We start from the raw sequence: 18791 nt of genomic DNA, 5'->3' as shown, positions 1-18791 counted from the left end.
TAAATGATGAGATATAATAAGTGTGGGAACAGTGTAGCAGCAACATCTTATTCGGAAAAGTAGGTGTGTTTTCAGGAAATCTGTGTTGTGTGAAGTGATACTATTGGATTAGTAGGATTCCAATGTGCAAGTTTGACATGGGGGGGGAGAAAAAGTTTTTCTGCGGTAGGAATAACGATATTATCTCCAATTTTCATCTCATCGCTGTTGATATGCAATCCAAGATTGTCGATTTCTAAATCGTATAAATCAGCACGCTTTCCTCTGAGTGTAACCTGTATGCTTTCTGGGGCTTCAACGGTATATTCCTCCGGTTGCCCGTAAAAACACAGTGGAATATTTAATGTCATGGTGGTATTGTGCTGTGCGCCAAAGATCACCCAAAATATAAAACCACATGTTAGCGATGCAATCTTAAGCGGAAGGTTGTTGTTCGCGATTTTTTTGTACCGGTTCATGATGGTAGACTCCTTCATTCTTTTTTACAGAGTTATCGTATAAGTGCTTGACCAGCTGGGATTTAAATTCATGGATTGGAATATCAGTATAGACTGTGCTGTTTCGTATAATGGTAAACGTTCTCGATTTTGGATCGATATGCCAGACTGTTGCATCGCTTTTACTTGTCAGCAGTAGTGCATCTTGTTTCCATGCGGCGTCGGTATGTAGTGCTTTCTCTACCCAGACCGTATCAAATGTTCCTGTCCATGATGTATTAATTGCTTTTAAATTTCCTAAATTGGTTACCCAGATCATCTTTTCAGAATCGAAAGAAGAGCTTGTCATGACAATATCAAGTAGTTCTTTTTGTAGTGGTGCTGCAAAGTGAATATTTGAATTTACAAGCGAATCAAGCGCATCTTCAGATTCTATTAAACACGTGATAGGAGTGTGATTGTTGACAGCACTCAGAGTTGCTCTAAGGAGTTCGTCAACCCAATCAGACGATAAATCATAACTTTGATTGCGGGCGGTAACATAGTTTTTTTGTAAGGTATTTTGATGCATCGTAATAAATAGCATTATTGTGACGGGAGCAAACATAAACAAGAACTGTGATATGGAACTAAGATCCAGAGCATAACTAATAAAGGCAAGTATGCAATATGCATAAAACACGGGAAGCAGGTTGTTCTTCTTATCTTGTTTGAGCCATACCGAGAGATAATAGAATAACGCTGAAAAGAAGATGATCTCTAATGTATGACGCCAACCGATCAGATACCAGTATTTGATAAATGCGTTTTGGATCCAGGTAATCAGATTCATAGAGAGGACTCCTTTTTTTGCCAGCATGGTGTAGGGTGCGTTCAAAAGTCAAGACATCTTATGCCAATTTCGGTATGGTAGATCTAGTATTTTGAGATGATACAGAGTTGTTTCTAGGATAGATTCATGAAGATAAGAGAAATCATTCTTACCGGTGACAGACCATCGGGGCCTTTGCATTTAGGTCACTATGTCGGATCTTTGGAAAATCGTGTTAAGATGCAAGATACATATGAACAATATGTAATGCTTGCTGACGTGCAAGCCCTTACCGATAACTATGCACATCCAGAAAAAGTGCGAGAAAATGTTCTAGAGGTTGCCCTTGATTATCTTGCCGTTGGTATTGATCCTACAAAAACAACTATTTTGATTCAATCACAGATCCCAGAACTTGCAGAATTGACGATGTACTATCTCAATTTGGTAACCGTTGCACGACTTGGGCGAAACCCGACAGTGAAAACTGAAATTAAGCAAAAAGGATTTGGTCAGAGTGTTCCTGCTGGTTTCTTTATCTATCCAGTGAGCCAAGCAGCAGACATTACTGCTTTTAAAGCAACCGTTGTTCCAGTTGGTGAAGACCAAAAGCCTATGATTGAGCAAACGAATGAAATTGTTCGAAGCTTTAATCGTCTTTATAAAACAGATGTTCTTGTAGAGGCTAAAGCCGTGGTGCCAAAGGTTGGTCGTCTTCCTGGCATTGATGGTCAAGAGAAGATGGGTAAATCGCTCGGCAATGCGATCTTTCTCAAAGATAGTTCCGATGCCCTTGCTAAAAAGGTAATGGGTATGTACACCGATCCGGGCCATGTCAAAGTAAGTGATCCAGGAAAGATTGAGGGAAACATGGTTTTTACCTATCTAGATATCTTTGCTCAAGACAAGAAGACAATTAAGGCATTAAAGGATCAGTATCAAGCTGGTGGCCTTGGTGATGTGAAGATCAAAAAATATCTTATCGAGGTTCTAGAGTCGTTCTTGGCCCCGATTCGTCAGAGACGATCTGAGTTCTCAAAGGATCCTGATCAGGTTATGAAGATCATTAAGGATGGAAGCAAGAAGGCTGGAGCTGTCGCAGAATCGACTCTTAATGATGTAAAAAATGCCATGAAATTACTGTACTAGGATCTTACGGGGATATGCTCTTATCAATGTTGCTACTTATGATGCGCTTATGTTCAAAAAGATAGCTTTAGCAATCAGTGAAACCTTCTCTTTCGTTTATGGAGCATGCTAAGCTTTTTATTAAGTAATACGAAACAGGGGAGTTAGTATGAACGGAGTGTTAGAATTTTTACGCAAGCATCTTTTTCAATTGCTGATTATTGTTTTATTTAGCATGATTCTTGTGGTATCGGTAAAAGTGCTTTTGTCAAATGCAAAAAGTTTCAGCGATGAGCTGGTTGCTAGTGACATGCAACAGCTTCAAACCATTTTCAAAAGAATTGATGACTCATGTAAGATTCTTGGATTCGATCACCAAGAAAATTTTGTAGATTTTCTTACGGTACAAATGTTTGTGAGTTCGGAAGTTGGATCCATGAACTTGGCATACCCAGATAAATGGGAAGGTCCGTACGTGGATGATAATCCAACGGTACAGGGTGAAGTATACCGCATTATCAAAACACGCAAGGGATATTATCTTGTTCCAGGTCGAAACGTGCAGTTGAGTAATGGTATTGTCCTTGATAGAGATCTCATTTTTGATGAACAGGCAGATATCGACGCTATGATAGCCGATCAAAATAAATTAATGTTTAGAGGCAAGCCGTTGGCCGTGAAAATATCAGTACAAGGGAGTAAGGACGGTCGTAAGCATGAGGTGCATCTCCCATTGGCAGCGTGATCTAGAGAGGATGATATGAAGCATATGAAACGCTCCGTGTTGAGTGTAACGGTAGCAAGTATAATCGGGTTGATGAGTATATTGTTCTGGTACAAGATGCCAGCGCATGCCGATGAGAATGTAAATATTCAACTCATTGAAGCAGCTTATAACGGAGATCTTGCTGGGGTTCAAGGAGCATTATCTCAGGGTGCAGATATACAGTTCAAGGATCAAGTATTTGGGCTCACTCAGTTGATGTATGCCTGTTCTGAAGGTCACGCTGATATTACTCAAGAGCTTATTAGCAAGGGCGCTCGTCTGAATGAACAAGATAATGATAAGGGATTAACGCCTCTTATGTATGCAGCCTGGCGAGGATTTGATGATATTGCGATACTACTGATTGCCAATGGAGCTAATGTAAAAACGAAGGACCGCGCAGACGGTATTACTGCGTTAATGATTGCATCGTTATATGGAAATATAGCGATAGTTAGGATTTTATTAGAAAACGGTGCGGATATTGATGCAACGGATAATGCTGGCAAAACAGCTAGAGATTATGCGTTTGAATATAACCAGACCGATATCCTGGAAATGCTTAATGCTGCATAATGCTTCATCGCTAGAGTGGTAATAAGAATTTAGCGTCGATCTTTTTAATACCACTTTTGAAGCTAGCAGTGATATATGTTTTGTTGTTTCCTTTTTTTTCAACTTCTTTTACGATGCCTACTCCGAACTTGGGATGTTTGACTGGTGCATGTTTTTTCCAACCAGTCGTATGTATTTTTTTGCGTGTCTCTTGTTTGAGATGTGCAGGAATGAATTCTGAAAACGTATTGGTAAAGGTGATTACTGGGGAACGTTCTGGTCCAGGTAATGGTGCATGCAACCATTCAGCAAAGAATCCTTCGATTTGTGGTTCTTTTGCGTAGGATAAATCTTCATGTGGTGCAAGGGTATCAGAAAGATGATCTAAGAATCGTGATGAAGATTGGTGTTCCATACTGCCAAATGTATGTCGGAATCGTGCCTTGGCGAGTAATAATCGCTCACGTGCGCGTGTAATACCAACATAAAACAAGCGACATTCTTCTTCTGCATTCTGTGCTTCCATCAAAGAGCGGCTGCTTGGTAAGAGTCCTTCTTCAAGGCCTACGAGTATAACAGTATCAAACTCAAGGCCTTTGGCGGCATGCAGTGTCATGAGTTGTATATGCTCATGATCTGTATCTTTGTCATGCATCTTTTCTTGCATGAGTGCGATTTCATCAAGGAATGCACTCAGAGATTTGGTGCCTTGTTTTTCTGCATATTGTACTGCTTGTAATAGTTCCTTAACGTTGTCGCTTTTTGCTTGTGCATCTTGCGGCTCATAACTTCTTTTGAGATATGCAAAGTATTCAGTTTTTTCTATGATTCGTTCTAGTGCAATGGTTGGGCTGTCGGTCGATTGAATGTTAGTAAAGCATTGTATGAATGCTTTTACACTCTGTTGTTTTATTCCGGTTACTACATCTTCTTCGCACATTTTTGTACAAATGTCGGTGAGTGTACTGAATGGATCTTTTGTCCATAGTTGAAACAATTGTTCTTGAAACTTATCGCCTAATCCCCGCGCTGGTGTGTTGATAATGCGTGATGCTGCAATACGATCGAACGGGTTAACGATTAAACGTAGGTATGCAAGTAAGTCTTTGATTTCTGCACGTTCATAAAATTGAATGCCGCCAATGATCTTATATGGGATGGTATGGCGCAATAATGCTTCTTCGATAATCCGCGACTGATGGTGCGCTCGATAGAGGACAGCGGATGATCGTAATTTATTGACTCTTATTAACGCTTTTGCGCATTGTGCAATTGCTTCTGCTTCTTGATAACCAGAAACACAGGTAATGCGGTATACACGTTGTCGTCCAGTTCGTTCGGACCAGAGCGTTTTTGGATTGCGTTGCTCGTTATGTTCAATAACTTTATTCGCGACATGTAAAATTGATTGTACCGAGCGATAATTTTGTTCAATTGTGATTGTGGTTACATCGGGAAAATCTATTTTGAAGTTCATGATGTTAGCTATGGTAGCACCTCGCCATGAATAAATAGATTGATCTTCATCGCCCACAACGCACAACGAATCGATTGCCATTTTTTTGGTTCCTTGCAAGACCATATGTTTTAACAATTGGTGTTGCACAATATTTGTGTCTTGGTATTCGTCGACCAGGATATGTCGTATGAATGTATGATGTTCTTTTTTCAGTGCCGGATTTTTACGAAATAGTTTGAGTGTTTCTAGTAATAAGTCGTCAAAGTCAAAACATTTACTGAGTTCTTTTTCGTGTTCATATGCTTGATAAACCTGGCTGACAAGGGGTTCGATTTTTGTTTGTGGATCGTTGCCTTCGTAATGAGATGAATTTTTATATGTTGAAATATGGTAGGCGAGTTTTCTTGCTGTTGTTTGTTTTCCAAGCGAGTATCGTTTGATCAATTTGCTCAACAATTTGTGTTGGTCGTCTGCGTCCATAATTGAGAATGTTTCGTATGGAAGAAGCTTTGCATTGCGCTTGAGTAGGTACAAACAATATGAATGGAACGTGCCAATAAATGGCATAAATGGGAGCTTCCCAAGAAAGTTAGTGATTCGTTCTTGCATTTCTCGTGCAGCTTTATTAGTGAATGTTAGCGCAACAATTGCTGTTGGGTGTATGTGTTCGTTCATAATGAGATTGACGATACGTGCGGTGATAATACGTGTTTTCCCAGAGCCTGCTCCAGCAGTCACTAGTAGCGAACCTTTAGTATGATTTACAGCTTTCTGTTGTGCTTGATTAAGCTGCGTTTGAAAAAACTCGTGAAATGAAACTGACATACAAGACCTTTGTAGAATGTGAGCTTCTACTGTAGCAAAAGTAGATTAGAATCGTAAGTTGTACAAAAAGAAGGCCGGATGTTTCACTCCGGCCTCTATTATATCATGACTGTATGTTTATTTTTTTGTTTTATCAAACAGCTCTTTGATGGTTGCAAGTGATCCTACTAAAGAACTTGCTTCATACGGAACAATGATCATCTTGTCATCCTTCCCCTTCATCATTTCAGGTAACGCCTTGATATAATTCAATGCGATGAGGTATGCAGTTGGATCTGCATTTTCGGGAAGAACATTGCGAAGTACCTTGAGTGATTCCGATTCTGCATGGACCTGATTGAGCCGTGCCTGAGCGTCACCTTCGGCGTGTGTGATCTTAGCTTCTTTGTAGCCTTCTGCTTCCAGGATGGCGGCGCGCTTTGCGCCTTCAGCTTCAAGAATTAATGCACGACGATCGCGTTCTGCTTTCATCTGCTTTTCCATCGCAATACGGATCTCGTGTGGTGGGTTTACATCTTTAAGTTCAACACGGTTGATCCGTACCCCCCATTTATCGGTTGCTTCATCAAGGATGATGCGAAGTCGTTCATTGATTTGGCTCCGTGATGATAGTGTCTCATCAAGGTCCATTGAACCAATCACGTCACGTAAGGTTGTTTGTGTAAGTTGTTCGATAGCAAGAGGAAGATCTTGTACTTCATACATTGCACACTTGGGATCAGTGATTTGATAGTAGAGCAGTGCGTTGATTTCCATTGTAACGTTATCTTTGGTAATTACGTTTTGTTTTGGAAAGTCGTACACAGCTTCACGAAGATCAATGCGCGATACGTTTTTATAATAGCGGTACCAGTGATTGTCCGATGTTGGCTTGATCATGGTCCACATTGTTGAACGTGGTAGATCAATGAATGGTACGACAAAATGAAGCCCGGGCGTTAATAGAGAATGAAATCTCCCGAGACGCTCAACGACTATGACCTCAGATTGTTGGACCAGATAGGTTGCACGCGAAATCGTGAGCATAACAAACAATACGAGGCATATAAAAAAGATGATGAATCCTTCGACGATCATAATAGCTCCTCTGAAGTACATTTATGTTCATGAGATGATTGAGTCTTATTTTCGGCAAGTTTTTGAGCAGCCCCTGGCTTGCGTGTGAATATAGCGGTATATAATTTTTTAAAACCATATGCGGCTGCTAGTGCTATCAAAGTTGTAATTCCAATTCTTTTTATCCGTCTATGAAGAACTTTGGCATAGATTTCCTTCTTAAAGTCTTCAGCAGAAAGGCGAGGGTATAATTCTGGATTCATTAGCTCGTAGTTATGCTCCAGGGGGGAGAATTGGAATCTTTGTGTAATGCAACCATGTGCGGCAGCAAATTTAAACCGTTCAGAAAGCGCAATCCAGTTTGAAAAATCTACCAAATGTGCATCTACTTGGTAATCTGTCCCTGCTGGGCAATCTTTGGCTAATGTGACACTCTTTCCCTTCACTTTGGCAATTCTATCGTCAGAATTAGTAGGAGATACTGCACTTCTTGATCGCATGGCGCATATCGCTTTTATGTATGGGATACAGTTCGCAGCATCCTGGGAAGCTACCATATTGCCTACCTCCTCATTCCTGTATAGCGTATTAGACAATCCATCAAAAGGTCTCAAAAATAATGTATCAGCAATACCAGGAGCATCTATTTCTTCCATTGTTGTTTGAAAATCAAATTCGCCTTCTCTTACTCTTGTACCTGAAGTTGTAAAGAAGTAGCATGTGGCTCCGTTGTAGTGGCGATTCGCCCAGTTGCGATCTGCTTCAGCAAGGCGCTCTATGCGACTTATTGGATGATGCAGGTGATAGGACGGATTGCAGCATGCTTCTATTACTTCATCATCAGTCATTATCTCACCATCGGGTTTAGTAAAATAGTCTGTAACGACGCCTTGTAATGAGCCTAGCGAAGAACATGCAAAAAGAAGTAGCAATGGCTTAACAATAATATGATTTCCTACAATACGAGAAACGGAGACGATGGTTTCCGACGCAATGGAGTCGTTGGTTTCTGATTTTGCTGGCCATACTTCACCTTTTGTTTTAACTAATCCACTTTGATGCGGTTGGATTGTTTTGGTAACAATTCCAGTTTGGCCGGATAGAGCCTCATAATTTGTTCGCACATGCTGCTTGGCACTGATATGTTGCGCAAACAGTTTTCGCAGGATCCATACACTGATCAGTGAGCTGATGAGCGCACCTGATGCTTGGGTAGTGAATGGGGATCCATGCCATGTCAAGAGTGCACCAATGCATGATCCGGCGCCGAATGCGAGAAAGAAAAAGAGACCTGGAGTTGTAAGCTCAGCAACCATGAACGCAAGCGCGGTAATAAGCCATGCGTATATTTTAAGAGGTGTGAGGAGAATGATGATTTGGTGTAGCATGACAAGCTCCTTGAAGATGCGTCTGTTTTGCTCTTAGCCTATGAGTAAAACAGCTTTTTAACAAGGGGGTCGCATATGTTGTACTAGCGCTCTGGCGTCCAAAATGAAAGATATGTTTTGAGTGCCGCGAGCCCATCCTTGCTTGATGCGGAGACAAGCACCTGAGGACGATAAGGATTGAGAGCCGGTTTCAGTGCTTCTAGATCTTCTGTTTTATCTACCTTATTAAAGACGTACAGAATATCTTTATGTACATTAAGGTCATTGAGTATGTCGTGTACGATCTTGATATGTGATTCCCAATTTAGATCTGAGAGATCAATGACATGGAGAAGAAGATCTGCATATTGAAGTTCTGAGAGCGTTGACTTAAATGCCTCGATCAATCGAGTGGGAAGCTGTTGTATGAAACCAACGGTATCTGAGATAACACCTTTTTTTACACCATTGATGAAGAGCTCACGAGTTGTGGTATCAAGAGTTGCAAAGAGCTTGTCTTCAGCTAGAACATGGCTCTTGGTGAGCGCATTCAGAATGGTTGATTTGCCTGCGTTGGTATATCCGATTAGGCAGATGTTTGGGATTCGGTTTGCCAATCTTTGTTTGCGTTGTGTTTCTCTTGTCAGTTCGAGCTGATGCAATTTCTTTTTTAGTTTTAAAATATGTTCTTCAATATGACGTGATTCTTTCTCTTTAGCGGTTTCACCAAGACCCCTCGTTCCAATCCCACCAGCCTGTTGAGACATATGGATTCCATGGCCTGCAAGTCGTGATTTTTGGTACTGGAGAAATGCGATCTCGACCTGAATTTTCCCTTCGGCGGATAGCGCAGCCTTTTCAAAAATTTCGAGAATTAATTGTGTGCGATCAAAGACCTTTGCGCTAAATAATTCTGTGAGGTTGCGTGCCTGTTGCGCTGTAAGCGGTTCTGAGATAACGACGTGATCTATATTATGCTCATTACACAGTTTAGTGATCTCTTCTAATTTGCCTTTAGTAAGGAAGGTACTTGCGTCAATGGATCTGATTTTGGTGAAATAAACATCGACCCATTCCAGTTGATTGGTTTTTGCAAGATTAAGAAACTCAGCAAAGTATGAATCTATATACTTTGTTTTATTATAAGGAGCTTGTATTCCAACAAGAAGAACTTTGGGCTTATCAATGTTGATCGGTTCTGCTTTTTTACTCATAGGGTTATCAACCTTGCGATGGGGTCTTATTCCGTTTCTACGAAAATGTACTCATTTGCGGCTTATCTGTAAAATAGCGCGTTGCTGATGAATAGAAAGTTCCTTATACTGAACGGACGATTCAATCGATATAATGATACAAGGATATGCAATGCTTAGTAAGCTTTCTAAGATTTTTTCACGTACAAAAAAACAAGAGACGCCGCCACAGCCTCATTTGGACCAGCCATCGTCTGGAAAACTGACACTTAAGGATTTTGTAAATCAGATGAATATGATCTCCAAGATGGGTTCTTTGAGCAAGGTGCTTAAGTATATGCCCGGGCTTCCCAAGGATGCATTGTCGCCTGAGGTCATCAAGCGGGGTGAAGAGGAGATGAAGATCTTCAAGGCAATTATTGAAGCGATGGACCCGGCCGAGCAAATGGACCATAGAAAATTGACCAATTCACGTAAGCGTGAGGTTGCCCGGCAGGCAGGGGTGACGGTGAGTGATATTGACCGTATGCTTGCTCGATTTGAACAAAGTCAGCAATATGCTAAACTTTTCAGGAATAACAAAGGATTCCCTAAAATTTAGTTTTTGAATCAATATAAGGATCTCTCTGCATGGCAGTAAAAATTCGTCTTGCTCGCTTTGGTAAGAAAAAGGCACCTGTGTATCGTATCGTGGCTGTGGACTCGCGCCAAAGCCGTGACGGGAAATACATTGACAATCTTGGAACCTATGAAGCGTTGACTGGTACATTTGTGAAGTTTGAAAAAGATCGTATTCAGGAATGGATTGCTAAGGGCGCCCAGGCAAGCGATGCCGTCAAGAAGCTCCAAAAGAAATATGCCAAGGGTGCATGAACATATCAATTCTGACCGTTTTCCCAGAGATATTCGGTCCATTCCTTGCCACAAGTCTCGTTAAAAAAGCTCAAGAAAAGAAGCTCGTTTCGTTTGACGTCACGAGCTATTTTTCGTTTGTAAAGCCAAAGGAGCGTATCGATGCTCCTACCTGTGGGCATGGGTCAGGCATGTTGATTAAGCCTCGTGTTGTAGAGGATGCAATTGCGTCACAGGATAAGAAGCATGGCAAATCGTTTCGTATTTTCTTTTCGCCACAGGGTAAAAAACTTGACCAACCTCTCCTTGAAGCAACTGCTAAAAAGATCCAGTCCTATGATCACGTTATCCTTGCAAGCTCCCGTTATGAGGGTATGGATGCTCGCGTGGAACAGGAGTATGCCGACTTAGTTATATCGGTTGGTGACTTTGTGGTTATGGGCGGAGATATCCCAGCTATGTTGTTCTTGGAAGGATTGCTACGACATATTCCGGGTGTAATCGGTCGTAAAGAATCGGTTGAGCAGGATTCATTTTCTGGGCCATTTGTTGATTATCCAGAATTCACTGAACCAGTGGAATGGCGCGGTAAAAAGGTGCCGGATGTGGTGCTCTCAGGTAACCATGCTGAGCTTCAAAAATGGCGAGAAAGTCAGGCAGCTTATAAGACGATCAAGGAGCACTTTGACTGGTTTCGTACTAGTCCCATGACCGAGCATCAAAAGAATTTAGGAAAATCATGCATTCCATCTCACTACGCTGTATTAATGCATAGTGATGTGATTGTTGACCAGGACCGGGTGGGGACAACCTCGATTACATCGTTGGATATTCATGATATTGCTCGTTCAGCAAGGACATACGGTCTTGATGGATACTTTTTAGTTTCTCCATTAAAGGATCAGCAGCAGATAGCACAGACGCTGCTCGACTTCTGGCAAGAGGGTAAGGGAGTAACTTACAATGCCCAACGAGCAGAGGCTCTGGCATCGGTTGCGCTTAAAAATAATCTATCAGAAGTGCTTATGGAGATTGAGGCAAGAGAAGGAAAGAAGCCTCTGATCATAGCAACATCGGCACGAGAAGTTGATCATCCATCGCTCATTACCTACTATGACCAAGGTGATGTTTGGTCTCAGGAGCGGCCAGTTCTCCTTGTATTTGGAACTGGAAGGGGGTTGGCACCGGAGGTTGTTGCCTCAAGTGACTATCTATTGCTGCCGGTAGCGGGTTTTACAGAATTTAATCATTTGTCTGTGCGTTCGGCAGTAGCGGTTATTTTTGACCGCTGGCTTGGGTGGAATCGCAAGCGGATATGAGATTGGCAGAGTACCAATTTTTCAGTATAGTAAATAGGCAAGATAGCAAATCGTAGAGATTTCAGAGACATTCTCAAAAGGATAGGCTTCATGAAAGCAGGACATTTTACCAAAGAAACTATTCGTGACCTCGGAGCATACAAGCGAGATTTCCCTCAGTTTGCTGCCGGTGATCGCATTGTTGTATCGCAGCGCATCAAAGAAGGAAATAAAGAACGACTCCAGGCTTTTGAAGGCGATGTCATCAGTATTAAGCATAATGGTGCATCCTCTACGTTTACTGTCCGAAAAATCGGAGCAAACGGTGTTCCTGTAGAGCGTATCTATCCTTTTTATTCTCCTGTCATCGATTCAATCACTCTCAAACGCAAGGGTGATGTCTGCAGAGCAAAACTGTACTACCTTCGTGATCGCGTTGGTAAGGCAGGTCGTGTGAAAGAAAAGATCGTGGCACGAGATCAAGTAGAAGTTGCACAAGAGGCTCCTGAAGCGGCAATAGAACAGGCTGCTGAATAATTCAAGCCAAGGAGGGGTCCATGTATCTGCGCATGCTGTTGTATCTAGGGATACTGGCAAGCATCAGTTCGTGTGGCTCTCAAAAAAAAACTGTTGTTATTCGTGATGTGACGGTTCAGGAAGCAAAGCTTTCTGATGTCCCGGTCTTAATTGATGCCTTAGTTGGGGCCTCACGCCTCAATGATCCTATCCTTGATACCCATGAGTTATCATATACAAGTAAATTACCATATCAGGATGTGGTTGAGTTTTATCAGTCGGAGATGGAGCGTGCGGGATGGCTGGAGCTCGGTTCCTTTGTGGGTGATCAGGCATTATTAGTATTTGATAAGCCGTATACTTTGTGTGTGGTAACGATTCAGCGGCTACGAACTAAGGTGGCTATTCATATCATCTCTGGTACAAAAAAAGCATGACGGATACTGGTGCATTGTACCCATCATGCTACGGATGAACGTTATTTTTAATGGTCTTTTACCACCACCATGAACCCTGTTGTGCTGGGGCTTGCCCTAGACGAGCATTGAGTTCCTGGATTGTCTTAGTGAGTTCTGCGATTTGTTCTTGCAGTTGCTTATTTTGTTCTTTTAACTCTTCGTTTTGTTTTCTGAGACTGCTTTTGTTGTCGTCTTTATCTACTCGTTCTGCAGCGAGCCGTTCTTTACGTGCTTGGCGTGTTTCTTCGCGAATAGCATCAGCTTCAGCCTCTGCAACTGGGTCTCTATAGCCTCGATTGTTTGAAATAGCAGTTCCTACAAGAGTTCCTGCTGCAAATCCACCAAAGCCTGCCGCCGTCGCGTGACCATGGTCAGCGTATATGCCGTTGGCGGCTAAAACGAGCGCTAAAATACCGGTTATACGTTTCATGACAATCTCCCCTAACCAATCATTTTCCCTTACTCTTGTACTATACACAATCTAAGCATCTGGATGCAATGGATATGGGTTGGTCCTTGTGTTTTTTAGGCTTGATTAGATATGCTACTAAGGGAAAAGTGAAGTGTCTTTTATGGGGAGTTACATTGTGAAGAAATTTTTTTTTATAGTGAGCATCGCATATACAGGAGGTGTTGCGTACGGGGGCATAATTGGAGGGATAGAAAGTGCAGTTACTTCTGTAAACGCTACAAAATCTGCTATTCAAACGAAAGTTGATCAAGCGAAGACGGGTATTTCTAATGTGAAAGCTCAACTTGATCCTGCTAAAGAGAAGCTTGAAGCACAGTTACTAGTTCTTCAAAACAAAAAACCTCAGTTAGCTGAGGTCAAGGCAAATGCGCAAGATCCAGAGACGGTCGATGTGGCTCATCAGTTGTATGAGTGGCATTTTACATCTGTTAATTTGAGCAGGACCCTTGAGAAGATTGTGGAGCTATCGGATAATTTAACTACTATTATTGATCAAGGCGTGGCACTAATCGATCCAATTACTACAAAGCATATCCCAGACATGATCCCTTCGATGGATCGGATTCTATCAGATTTAGATCAGACAAAAAATCGCGGTGTATTGGGTTGTAATACAGCAAAATCCACACTGAATAGTTGGAAAAATGCGATTAAACCATATGCGGATGCATTAGCAACTGTTGGTATTCATATATAGCACGAGGAGATGTGTGACCATGATGAAAAAATATCTACTGTGGATAGTGGTGTGCGGTGCAGCAGCAAGCTTGATTTTTGCAGCAATGAGTCCTGGCGGATCGGAAGGGCCATCATCTCTCATCGCTACACAAAGACAGGCCATTGCTCAGATGCGAAGTCAGATAGCAATAGTGAAACAAAATTTGTTGGAGCTAAAAAGTGGTTTGCAAGAAGCTGAGACTGGTTTAAAGAATGATGGTATGCAGCAGTTGCAGCTACTGAAAGATCAGCAGGGCGCACAGCTTACTCTTGTACAAAGCGTTAAACAATCAATGGATAGTACGCGTTCTCAGATTCGAAATCTTGGCATTGCGAAATTTATGGATGATCTCAAAAAAGCAAAAGACAATGTTATTTATGGATGGGCGGTGAAGCCATTATATGATTTGCTACATGGCTTAGGGTCACTTGGTGATCTAGTTGCAGGTGCATTTCTTGCTCCGGCAATCGATGCTGTCAATTTAGCTATTGGATTGTTAGCAAATGTAGGAGCTCTTCTCTCCTCAAGCAGGATGCAGTTGCAGTCTATTGATACCGGATTATTGCGGCAATTACCGCTTATCGATTCTATTGTGAGCGATCTTGATACTGCGGATCGTGACCTTGCTGCGAAAGATGCAGAACTTGAAAGACAGCAAGAAGTAGTAACGACGCCGTTCTCATCTGATGAAGGGCCAGTTCCTCCAACATCGGTTGCGCCTCCATCGACTACAGCAGTTCCTGGAAAATCGTAATTAGGTTCCGAGGTCCTCTGCGAGTTGATTGATCTTGCCCGCACCTTGTAACAGAATTAGGTCGTTTTGACGAGCGAGTTGAGTGAGAATTTTTTTGATTTCGTGGAACGTCTCTTCGTAGGGAGCGTAATGAATGGTGAATCTTGGATTGCGTTGGCGTATTGCTTTGACGAAATTTTCACCAGTAATTTCTGCAATAGGAGCTTCACTTGCTGCATAAATATCGGTGATGATGAGGTGATCTATATTACTTTCTAAGAACATGTCGATGAACTGTTCCCATAGCTTGTGTGTTCGTGAGTACCGATGCGGTTGGAATACGACTGTTAAATTTCCTTGTGTTCGTTTTCGTGCAACTTCGAGCGTGTTTTTTATTTCGACCGGATGATGTCCATAGTCATCAAACAGTTCTGCGCCTGCAAATGTCCCCTTATAACTGAATCGCCGTTCTACGCCCTTGAACGATGCAAGAGCCTGCGTGATCATATCGAAGGTGACGCCCAATTCTCGAGCTAAGGCGCAAGTTGCTAAGGCATTCAAGACGTTATGACGTCCCGGCATTGGAATGATGATAGGCCCAAGCTCTCCTTGCTTTGTAGCTACTACACACGTTGAATGATCCACATTCAAGATAACATTAGTTGCAAAGAGATCCGCAAGTTCCTGAGAGAATCCATATTTGATTGTTTTGAGGTGTGCGATTGGAAGAATTGATTGAATGTTCGGGTCATCAATGCATAGAAATGCTTTTCCATAAAATGGAAGATTATTTAAAAAACGTGTAAATGTTGCCTTAACATCATCAAGATCTGTGTACGTTTCTAGATGTTCTAGATCAATATTAGTAAGTACCGCCATGGTTGCTTGCAAATTGAGTAATGAGCGATCACTTTCATCTGCTTCGGCAACAAGAAAATCTCCCTTACCCAAGCGCGCATGAGCCGAGATGTTTTTAAGATGACCGCCAATAATAATGGTAGGATCGAGCCCAGCTTCGATGAGCACATGCGAGATCATGGATGTTGTTGTGGTTTTCCCGTGTGATCCTGCGATTGCAACTGAATATTTTGTTCTCATTAATTCTGCAAGCATTAGTGCGCGAGGAATGGTTGGAATGCCTCGTGTTTGTGCTGCCAAAAGTTCGGGATTGGTTGTCTTCACTGCAGACGAGTAAACTAAGATATCAATAGATTGATCTTGACAGATAGCGGTATTGTGACCATGGCTGATGGCGCAACCGAGTTCTTTTAGTTCGGTAATACTCATTTGTTTCATATCCAGGTCGCAACCTGAAATTGTATAGCCTTGATAGCGTAGTACCTTGGCAATACCACTCATACCAATACCACCGATACCAACAAAATGAAGGTGCGCTTTCTTATTATACATGAGTCCCGTTTATAGTTGCTGTCTTAATGCGAGTAATTTTTTCTTAATAGTCTTAAGTCTATGGGTGACGTTTTCGGGTAGTGTTTCATCAAATGTTGTTTTTTGGGATGCAACAATAGGCTTGTCTTTTTTTGATTTCAAAGCTTTTTTTGCGCCTGCGATGGTAAATCCTTCTTCATACAAAAGCTGCTTAATTTTTTGCATGCGTTCGAGATCTCTTTCTTCGTAAAACCGTTGTCCGCCTTCTGAGCGTGTTGGCCGTAGATTGAATTCTTTTTCCCAAAAACGAATGACGAAGCGTTCCACGCCCAAGTACTCTGCAAGTTCTCCGATTCGGAACTGCCGTTTTTGCATTCTCATACTAGCCCTTCTTTACTTGAAACTCTTCTTTATACTCCGGACGCACAGATGGGTAACTAAGCACGCAAAACACGAACGTCTTTGTGAGTTATACCTAAACTTACTGGCTCTGTAAATTGTATCTTATGGGCTTCTTTGGTATCATTGGGCACAGTTTCCTCATAATCCTCGTTAGCAAGGGTATTCATCAATGAATATAGCAAGTATTTTATTGTGGGTCGGCCTTTTTTTTGTAGGACAATGGTTGATTCAGCGTTTTTCCTTAAAAACAAAGGATATCTTATTTATTGCTGCGGCAGCATTCACGCTTAACTGGATGCTGAGTATGTTCATGGGCCCATCGAATCCTGAATCAGAGCAGCAGGAGGAGATAATTACAGTTAATAAGGAAATTGATTTTGCTGACGGGAAGGCCCAAAAAGAAGCCCTTACCGATGTAATCACCAGCTATGGAAGATTTACATTTTCATCCTATGGCGCATCGCTACGAAAAGCTGATTTTCGGCATGGCAATACGCAGCATCCGCAATGGCTTGCAACACTTCCTGACCTAACACTCTATGAGAAAGAACAAAGTCCTTTTTTAATTGCACTCGACAGAGAAACACCATTCTACTATGAACTTGTCTCACATGATGAAGATGAGCTGAAGGTTGTACTCAAGTACCACGGACACAGTGAGCGAGGAGCTATTACGAAGCTCTTTACGCTCCACAAAGATAAGCATCAGCTAGATCTTTCCTTAACGATAGATCCGCATGGAGATGGGGTTCAGGCGAGACTATTCTTTGTTTCGCCTTATCTTGCGGAAAACTCTAGTAATGAACAGATTGGTGGCATTGTGCAAGAGCTACATAAGCCGATTATGCAGTACGCACGAAGTCGGTCAGTGCGAACGCTTGATGATGAAATATGGAAACAGCCAACGTTGTTTGGTGCATCGAGTAGATATTTCGCTACAGCTATGATTCATGATGCTCATAATTTTGCTCAACGCGGTTATTTTAAAGTTGAACCGGAACGTATTGCTCCAATATTAGAAGGCCCAGTGATTTCAAAAGAAACAACGTGGAATCTTTCATTTTACCTCGGGCCAAAGGAGCAGAAAGCTATTGCTGGCGTCGATAAGCGGCTTGAATCTCTTTTGAATTATGGATGGCTTGGTTTTATTGCCAAACCGATTTTGAAGCTTTTGAGATGGTTCAACACGCGAACGCATAACTTTGGTTGGGCAATTGTGCTACTTACCATTTTGTTTAGGCTTTTGCTTATTCCGTTGAGCTTTAGTCAACAAAAAACGACATCGAAAATAGGCAACTTAAAAAAGAAAGAAGAACATATTAAACGCAAATACAAGAATGATCCTGAAAAACTTCAACAAGAACAAATGAAGCTTGCACAGGAGCAATTCGGCGCAATGATCGGCTGCTTGCCGTCATTACTCCAGATGCCGATCTTTTTTGCACTCGCGTCTATTTTGCGTTCGTCATTAGCCTTATATAAAGTTCCATTTTTATGGATCCCCGATTTATCTGCACCTGATCCATATTACATCCTACCTATTGCAACATGTCTCTCCATGGTGCTGATGCCAGCACCTGCTGGTGGGGGGCAAGCGCGTATTTCAGCGTTGGTGATGGGATTAGTATTCGGTGCGTTTTCGGTCAGTCTTTCATCGGGTTTAGTGTTATACCTCGCATTGAGCACCTTTGTTGGGGTGGTGAGTACGCTCGCACTTAAGAAACTAAAATTTTTGTAACAGGGATATCGTATGGTTGATCATCTTCCATCGCTTTCTCGACTCCTAAAAACGCTACAACAGGTTCCCTATCTTGCTTCTAAGAACCTGTATCGTGTTGCAACACATTTTCTTTCTATGGATGAACAGCAGATAGAATTGTTTTGTGATCGTATTCGTGAGGCACAGAAAAATATTAGTCGTTGTCCGATCTGTTGTACGTGGGTTGAGCAAAATCACGCGTGTTATTTTTGTTCTTCGCCCAAACGGGATCATTCCGTGATTTGTGTTGTTGAATCGTGGCAAGAATTACTTGCGATTGAAAAGACGGGTGGATACAAAGGGATGTATCACATTCTTGGTGGTGCACTATCGCCGCTTGACGGTATTGACGTTGATGATCTTACAGTGGATCTGTTACTGAAGCGCATTGCCTCTGATGTGAAAGAAATCATTTTAGCAATGAACCAAACGCCAGAGGGTGAAGCAACATCTGCGTACATTGCGCACAAACTTAAAGGGGCGGAGGGATTGAAGATAACGTGTTTAGCGCGTGGCGTCCCAGTTGGATCATCATTGGAATACATGGACCGTGTGACTGTGTATAAAGCATTATCAGAGCGGCGACCATTTTAGACT

At 42.0% G+C, this 18791-nt stretch carries 21 protein-coding genes; 12 read left to right on the top strand and 9 right to left on the bottom strand.

Going from position 1 to position 18791, the window contains the following annotated elements; genetic code table 11:
• Positions 1–71: 71 nt before the first annotated feature.
• Positions 72–458: a hypothetical protein gene (locus JW872_00285; GenBank protein ID MBN1549085.1), complete on the bottom strand. Its 387-nt coding sequence runs from the start codon at positions 456–458 to the stop codon at positions 72–74.
• On the bottom strand, positions 415–1269 hold the full coding sequence (locus JW872_00280) for a hypothetical protein (GenBank protein ID MBN1549084.1): 855 nt from the start codon (positions 1267–1269) through the stop codon (positions 415–417). The genes JW872_00285 and JW872_00280 overlap by 44 nt, the downstream gene beginning before the upstream one ends.
• A gap of 126 nt (positions 1270–1395) precedes the next feature.
• Between JW872_00280 and trpS the strand changes: the two genes are divergently transcribed.
• The 3 genes from trpS (at position 1396) to JW872_00265 (ending at position 3718) form a co-directional block, all read left to right on the top strand.
• The gene (gene trpS / locus JW872_00275; GenBank protein ID MBN1549083.1) at positions 1396–2397 is read left to right on the top strand and encodes a tryptophan--tRNA ligase; all 1002 of its coding nucleotides are present in this window, start codon (positions 1396–1398) and stop codon (positions 2395–2397) included.
• A gap of 148 nt (positions 2398–2545) precedes the next feature.
• A complete protein-coding gene (locus JW872_00270; protein MBN1549082.1) occupies positions 2546–3121 on the top strand; it encodes a hypothetical protein in 576 nt (191 codons plus the stop codon).
• Positions 3122–3136: 15 nt separating this feature from the next.
• Positions 3137–3718, top strand: coding sequence for an ankyrin repeat domain-containing protein (locus JW872_00265; GenBank protein MBN1549081.1), 582 nt, complete (start codon positions 3137–3139; stop codon positions 3716–3718).
• 10 nt (positions 3719–3728) lie between these two features.
• Here the strand turns inward: JW872_00265 and JW872_00260 are convergent, their stop codons facing one another.
• The 4 genes from JW872_00260 to hflX all read right to left on the bottom strand — a co-directional run bounded on the left by JW872_00260 (position 3729) and on the right by hflX (position 9618).
• A complete protein-coding gene (locus JW872_00260; GenBank protein MBN1549080.1) occupies positions 3729–5981 on the bottom strand; it encodes a UvrD-helicase domain-containing protein in 2253 nt (750 codons plus the stop codon).
• A gap of 117 nt (positions 5982–6098) precedes the next feature.
• Positions 6099–7058, bottom strand: a complete 960-nt coding sequence (locus JW872_00255) for an SPFH/Band 7/PHB domain protein (protein MBN1549079.1) — start codon at positions 7056–7058, stop codon at positions 6099–6101.
• Positions 7055–8425, bottom strand: coding sequence for an NfeD family protein (locus JW872_00250; protein ID MBN1549078.1), 1371 nt, complete (start codon positions 8423–8425; stop codon positions 7055–7057). The genes JW872_00255 and JW872_00250 overlap by 4 nt, the downstream gene beginning before the upstream one ends.
• 83 nt (positions 8426–8508) lie before the next feature.
• Positions 8509–9618, bottom strand: a complete 1110-nt coding sequence (gene hflX, locus JW872_00245) for a GTPase HflX (GenBank protein MBN1549077.1) — start codon at positions 9616–9618, stop codon at positions 8509–8511.
• Between the two features lie 151 nt (positions 9619–9769).
• Between hflX and JW872_00240 the strand changes: the two genes are divergently transcribed.
• The 5 genes from JW872_00240 (at position 9770) to JW872_00220 (ending at position 12700) form a co-directional block, all read left to right on the top strand.
• Complete coding sequence (locus JW872_00240; GenBank protein MBN1549076.1) at positions 9770–10198, top strand: hypothetical protein; 429 nt, start codon at positions 9770–9772, stop codon at positions 10196–10198.
• A gap of 29 nt (positions 10199–10227) precedes the next feature.
• Positions 10228–10470 (top strand): 30S ribosomal protein S16, encoded by a 243-nt coding sequence (gene rpsP, locus JW872_00235; GenBank protein MBN1549075.1) that lies wholly within the window; start codon positions 10228–10230, stop codon positions 10468–10470.
• A complete protein-coding gene (trmD, locus tag JW872_00230; protein MBN1549074.1) occupies positions 10467–11768 on the top strand; it encodes a tRNA (guanosine(37)-N1)-methyltransferase TrmD in 1302 nt (433 codons plus the stop codon). Before rpsP ends, trmD begins: the two co-directional genes overlap by 4 nt.
• A gap of 90 nt (positions 11769–11858) precedes the next feature.
• The gene (rplS, locus tag JW872_00225; GenBank protein ID MBN1549073.1) at positions 11859–12284 is read left to right on the top strand and encodes a 50S ribosomal protein L19; all 426 of its coding nucleotides are present in this window, start codon (positions 11859–11861) and stop codon (positions 12282–12284) included.
• Between the two features lie 20 nt (positions 12285–12304).
• Complete coding sequence (locus JW872_00220) at positions 12305–12700, top strand: hypothetical protein (GenBank protein ID MBN1549072.1); 396 nt, start codon at positions 12305–12307, stop codon at positions 12698–12700.
• Positions 12701–12758: 58 nt separating this feature from the next.
• On the opposite strand, the gene JW872_00215 is transcribed toward JW872_00220, so the two are convergent.
• The gene (locus JW872_00215) at positions 12759–13151 is read right to left on the bottom strand and encodes a hypothetical protein (GenBank protein ID MBN1549071.1); all 393 of its coding nucleotides are present in this window, start codon (positions 13149–13151) and stop codon (positions 12759–12761) included.
• Between the two features lie 157 nt (positions 13152–13308).
• Between JW872_00215 and JW872_00210 the strand changes: the two genes are divergently transcribed.
• Complete coding sequence (locus JW872_00210) at positions 13309–13890, top strand: hypothetical protein (GenBank protein MBN1549070.1); 582 nt, start codon at positions 13309–13311, stop codon at positions 13888–13890.
• A 19-nt stretch (positions 13891–13909) separates the two neighbouring features.
• Entirely contained in the window at positions 13910–14665 is a 756-nt protein-coding gene (locus tag JW872_00205) for a hypothetical protein (GenBank protein ID MBN1549069.1), read from the top strand.
• On the opposite strand, the gene JW872_00200 is transcribed toward JW872_00205, so the two are convergent.
• Positions 14666–16054, bottom strand: a complete 1389-nt coding sequence (locus JW872_00200) for a UDP-N-acetylmuramate--L-alanine ligase (GenBank protein MBN1549068.1) — start codon at positions 16052–16054, stop codon at positions 14666–14668.
• Positions 16055–16063: 9 nt separating this feature from the next.
• On the bottom strand, positions 16064–16414 hold the full coding sequence (locus tag JW872_00195; GenBank protein MBN1549067.1) for a MerR family transcriptional regulator: 351 nt from the start codon (positions 16412–16414) through the stop codon (positions 16064–16066).
• A 190-nt stretch (positions 16415–16604) separates the two neighbouring features.
• Between JW872_00195 and yidC the strand changes: the two genes are divergently transcribed.
• Together yidC and recR are read left to right on the top strand one after the other, a co-directional pair.
• Positions 16605–18173 (top strand): membrane protein insertase YidC, encoded by a 1569-nt coding sequence (gene yidC / locus JW872_00190; GenBank protein ID MBN1549066.1) that lies wholly within the window; start codon positions 16605–16607, stop codon positions 18171–18173.
• A gap of 12 nt (positions 18174–18185) precedes the next feature.
• A complete protein-coding gene (recR, locus tag JW872_00185) occupies positions 18186–18788 on the top strand; it encodes a recombination protein RecR (GenBank protein ID MBN1549065.1) in 603 nt (200 codons plus the stop codon).
• The last annotated feature ends 3 nt before the right edge of the window (positions 18789–18791 follow it).

It is taken from the genome of Candidatus Babeliales bacterium (assembly GCA_016929235.1).
Classification (GTDB): Bacteria; Babelota; Babeliae; order Babelales; family JABCYS01; genus JAFGJD01.
Note: the sequence above shows the minus strand (reverse complement) of the source record. Positions and strands in the feature narration are given on the sequence as shown.